This window comes from Prevotella illustrans (genome assembly GCF_017426725.1).
Lineage (GTDB): Bacteria > Bacteroidota > Bacteroidia > Bacteroidales > Bacteroidaceae > Prevotella > Prevotella illustrans.
In genome coordinates this window covers 1-4070 of the sequence record NZ_JAERMS010000070.1, presented here as the reverse complement: position 1 = coordinate 4070, position 4070 = coordinate 1, and the positions used below count along the sequence as shown (strand labels likewise).

Below are 4070 nucleotides of genomic sequence, written 5' to 3'. Positions count from 1 at the left end.
GATTTTAGCCCTTAACTTTTATATAACAAAAATGTTTACCGGACAGCAATAATTCCCGATCAAACAGCGCTCACCAACGCGACGAGATAGAGTATGCCATCGACTCCTACACACAACAGATGAATCAGGAACTATACACGGCGATAGCGCGGGAACGAACAGACTTCCTGCGTACACACGTAACTTTTCACAACGATCTCTCATCAGCTTTAGAGTGCTTGGAAGCCATGCTATAAGCTTGAGCTCCCCTATCAGCATCCACTAACACATAGCCATTCCACCCCATACAGAAAAAGAGCGTAGACCACACCTTATAATGTAATCCACGCTCTTTGCGTTATGTAAATCTTTATTTACTTTACTTTGTCTACGATAGCCTTAAAAGCTTCGGGATTGTTTACAGCGAGGTCTGCGAGAACCTTACGGTTAATCTCGATACCGGCCTTATGAAGAGCTCCCATCAATGTAGAATAGCTCATATTCTCGAGACGTGCGGCAGCGTTGATACGCTGAATCCAAAGTGCACGGAATGTACGCTTCTTATTACGACGGTCACGATAAGCATAAGTAAGACCTTTCTCCCAAGTGTTCTTGGCTACTGTCCAAACATTCTTTCTTGCTCCATAGTAACCTTTAGTGAGCTTAAGAATTCTAGTTCTCCTTGCTTTTGACGCAACGTGATTTACTGATCTTGGCATAGTTTTCTTCTAATTTAAAAAGTTCGACTAAAAAGTTAATAATTAACGGAGACAGAGCAAGTCGCGAACCTGCTTCATGTTTGTCTGGTCAACCAATGTCTGGTGAACCAAGTTTCTCTTCTGTTTCTTCGTCTTCTTAGTCAGAATGTGACTGTGGTAAGCATGATGTCTTTTAATCTTACCCGTACCGGTGAACGCGAATCTCTTCTTTGCGCCGGAGTTTGTCTTTACTTTTGGCATTTTTTTTAATTTTAATATTGTTATTATAATTCGATGGCAACGCATATACCGGGCGTTACGCATCTGTTTTGTCACTACATGAGTGAAATTAATCCTCTACGCTTTCAGCCAACTTCTTCAAAGCCTCACCACCTTTAGCATTAGCCAAACCATTTTTCTCTGCGAGAGCTTCACGCTCTTGCTGTTGACTTGCCTTTGCTTCGGCCTCGCGCTTCTCACGATCCATCTTCTGTTGGCTCTTCTTGGCTACACCAACTTTCTTTGGAGAGAGATAGAGGAACATCTTCTTGCCCTCCAATTTCGGCATTTGTTCAACTTTCCCAAATTCTTCCAAATCATTAGCAAAACGGAGAAGGAGCACTTCACCTTGCTCTTTGAAAAGGATAGAACGACCACGGAAAAATACATAAGCACGAACCTTGTTACCCTCATTCAGAAACTCCTGCGCATGCTTTAGTTTAAACTGATAATCATGCTCATCGGTCTGAGGTCCAAAGCGAATTTCTTTCACTTCGACCTTTACCTGCTTCTGTTTCATCTCCTTTTGATGCTTTTTCTGCTGGTAAAGAAACTTGGAATAGTCGATGATGCGACAAACTGGCGGCTGTGCATTAGGAGAGATCTCGACCAAGTCGACTCCTTGTTGATGAGCCAAATCCAAAGCCTTACGTGTAGGCATCACCTCGGCACCACCATCGCTTACCACTCTCACTTCACGTACACGTATTTGTTCGTTAACACGGTACTGATTTTTCATTTTGTCATTCTTCATTCAACTGTTTTAAAGTGCTTAAATTTGCTAAACGGCTGCAAAGTTACTAAAATCTGAATAATATTCAAAATAAATAGGAGATTTTTTCGAATTGTCTATATCAACGTAAATAACTTTTATAGCGATATTTACAAAAAATCACAGGTCGAGAGAGAAACAAAAACTCCCGACCTGCTTTCCATTGGATTACCTGTTTATTCATTAACGGCTTTCAGCATTTCTGCGCATTCTGCGTTAATACGCTTGCCAAATTCTTCCATCGTCATGGTAGCTTGTTCACCGCCACCCTGCTTACGCATGGCCACAGTACCCTCGGCAGCTTCCTTGTCACCTACGACAACCATATAGGGCACACGCTTCAATTCGTTATCGCGAATCTTGCGCCCTATCTTTTCGTTGCGGTCGTCTATCAGCGAACGTACACCTACGCTGTCCAAATACTTGGCCACTTTCTTGGCATAGTCATTATACTTCTCAGAGATAGGCAGAATTGCCACCTGGTCAGGCGCCAACCACAATGGGAAATGACCGGCGGTATGCTCAATCAGTACGGCCGTGAAACGTTCCAACGAACCGAATGGCGCACGATGGATCATCACCGGAGTCTGCTTCGAGTTGTCCTCAGCCGTATATTCCAGCTTGAAACGTGCCGGCAGGTTATAATCTACCTGAATGGTACCCAACTGCCACTTACGACCGATGGCGTCCTTTACCATGAAGTCGAGCTTGGGACCATAGAAAGCTGCTTCACCTATCTCCTCATGAGCCTTCAGACCTTTCTCCTTACAAGCCTCACGGATAGCGTTCTGGCTCTCTTCCCAAATCTCGTCAGAACCTATATACTTTTCTTTATCTTTAGGATCACGGAGTGATATCTGGGCTTCGTAATTTTCAAAGTTGAATGTCTTGAAAACTTTCAGGATAATATCGATAACATTCTCAAACTCTGCTCTTACCTGATCTGAACGTACAAAGATATGCGCGTCGTCCTGTGTGAAATTGCGTACGCGGGTCAAACCATGCAGTTCACCACTCTTCTCATAGCGGAAAACAGTACCGAATTCTGCAATACGCAGCGGTAGATCCTTGTAAGAACGAGGCTTGCGGGCATACACCTCACAGTGATGAGGACAATTCATTGGTTTCAACATGTACTCTTCATCTTCTTCAGGAGTATGGATAGGTTGAAAAGCGTCCTTACCATAATGTGCGTAATGGCCTGATGTAACATAAAGACTCTTGCTACCAATACCCGGAGTTATCACCTCTTGATAATTATAAGGGCGCAAAAGTCCTCGCAGAAATTCCTGCAGGCGCAGGCGCAAGTCAGTACCCTTGGCCAACCAGATTGGTAATCCCTTGCCCACACGGTCAGAGAACATAAAGAGTTCCATCTCTTTACCTATCTTACGATGATCGCGTTTCTTAGCCTCTTCCAGCATGATGAGGTAGTCATCAAGCATTTTCTTTTTCGGGAAAGTGATACCATAGATACGCGTCATCTGCTCACGCTTGGCGTCGCCACGCCAGAAAGCGCCGGCTACACTGGTTATTTTAATGGCCTTGATGGCACCGGTAGAAACGAGATGAGGACCACGGCAGAGATCAGTGAAGTTGCCCTGGGTATAAGTAGAAATAGTTCCGTCTTCCAAGTCCTGGTCGATATGCTCACATTTATAGTCCTGACCGTCAGCCTTAAATTCCTTCAGGGCGTCAGCCTTAGAAACATCATGGCGCACGACAGCCTCGTTTTTCTTAGCCAGTTCTTTCATCTTCTCCTCTATCTTGGAGAAGTCATTCTCAGAAATAGTCAGTCCCTTTGGTGGCATTACGTCATAAAAGAAGCCATTCTCTACTGCCGGACCGAAGCCGAACTGAATACCGGGATAAAGCTCTTGCAGGGCTTCTGCCAACAAGTGGGCCGAAGTATGCCAGAACGTGTGTTTACCCTCGTCATCATCAAACTTGTAAAGCGCGATGGTCGCGTCTTCATTGATGGGGCGATTCAGCTCTACAGTCTCACCATTGACACCGCAAGATACAACGTCGCGGGCGAGAGCCGGTGAAATACTCTCGGCAATTTGCAAACCAGTTACGCCCTGTTCATACTCACGAACGGATTCGTCTGGAAATGTGATTTTTACCATAACAACTAGTATTTTTTTAATCGAAAGCAAAAATAATACTATTTTTTGAAACAGGATAAGAAATAAAAGGAAAACCTCCTAAATTCATCTGATTTTCATGATTTTACAATCTCCACACGTCCATAATCCCAATCTCAATAGAGAATAATGAAAAAGCAGCTCACTCGATAATTTGTGGGGACAAGTCTGCAAGCGATGAAGCCATATAAATCT

The 4070-nt window shown here is 44.0% G+C and carries 4 protein-coding genes; all 4 read right to left on the bottom strand.

Annotation, left to right across the window (positions count from 1 at the left end; translation table 11 throughout):
• Positions 1–353: 353 nt before the first annotated feature.
• Entirely contained in the window at positions 354–698 is a 345-nt protein-coding gene (gene rplT / locus JHU38_RS12095) for a 50S ribosomal protein L20 (protein ID WP_021590233.1), read from the bottom strand.
• A 42-nt stretch (positions 699–740) separates the two neighbouring features.
• Positions 741–938 carry a 50S ribosomal protein L35 gene (gene rpmI, locus JHU38_RS12090; RefSeq protein WP_107583200.1) on the bottom strand — a complete coding sequence of 66 codons (198 nt, stop codon included), beginning with the start codon at positions 936–938 and terminating at the stop codon, positions 741–743.
• Between the two features lie 88 nt (positions 939–1026).
• Positions 1027–1710, bottom strand: coding sequence for a translation initiation factor IF-3 (gene infC / locus JHU38_RS12085; RefSeq protein WP_107582855.1), 684 nt, complete (start codon positions 1708–1710; stop codon positions 1027–1029).
• 194 nt (positions 1711–1904) lie between these two features.
• Complete coding sequence (thrS, locus tag JHU38_RS12080) at positions 1905–3857, bottom strand: threonine--tRNA ligase (RefSeq protein WP_107582859.1); 1953 nt, start codon at positions 3855–3857, stop codon at positions 1905–1907.
• Between the last annotated feature and the right edge of the window lie 213 nt (positions 3858–4070).

Bases quoted from the DNA above. Each gene is read 5' to 3' on its own strand.
- rplT (WP_021590233.1), bottom strand. From the start codon at position 698: ATGCCAAGATCAGTAAATCACGTTGCGTCAAAAGCAAGGAGAACTAGA.
- rpmI (WP_107583200.1), bottom strand. From the start codon at position 938: ATGCCAAAAGTAAAGACAAACTCCGGCGCAAAGAAGAGATTCGCGTTC.
- infC (WP_107582855.1), bottom strand. From the start codon at position 1,710: ATGAAGAATGACAAAATGAAAAATCAGTACCGTGTTAACGAACAAATA.
- thrS (WP_107582859.1), bottom strand. From the start codon at position 3,857: ATGGTAAAAATCACATTTCCAGACGAATCCGTTCGTGAGTATGAACAG.